Here is a 342-nt window from a genome sequence, read left to right as displayed (position 1 = left end):
ACAGACTTAAAGGCACGAACTGGGCTATTTACGCCACCAGGCATTAAATCTTGCGCCTCTTCAAACGCTGCAATTGACTTATCAAACTTTTTCATTATTTAACGCCTCCTTCTTGCAACCATTTTGCTGCATCTTTCGCATGATACGTAATAATTAAGTCTGCTCCTGCACGTTTCATGCTAATTAATTTTTCAAGCACAACTTCTTTTTCATTAATCCAACCATTTTGCGCTGCCGCTTTAATCATTGAATATTCACCACTTACGTTGTAAGCAACGATTGGTAAATTAAAGTTATTTTTCACATCACGAATGATATCTAAGTAAGAAAGAGCTGGCTTTA

At 36.8% G+C, this 342-nt stretch carries 2 pseudogenes; both read right to left on the bottom strand.

The window, feature by feature from the left end:
* A pseudogene (locus MR160_RS34155) lies at positions 1–95 on the bottom strand (aminotransferase class III-fold pyridoxal phosphate-dependent enzyme); the annotation flags it as partial.
* A pseudogene (locus MR160_RS34150) lies at positions 95–342 on the bottom strand (porphobilinogen synthase); the annotation flags it as partial. The pseudogenes MR160_RS34150 and MR160_RS34155, both read right to left, overlap by 1 nt.

It is taken from the genome of Bacillus cereus group sp. BfR-BA-01382, assembly GCF_022663475.1.
GTDB classification, from domain to species: Bacteria; Bacillota; Bacilli; order Bacillales; family Bacillaceae_G; genus Bacillus_A; species Bacillus_A thuringiensis_S.
This window is presented reverse-complemented; position numbering and strand designations above follow the sequence as displayed.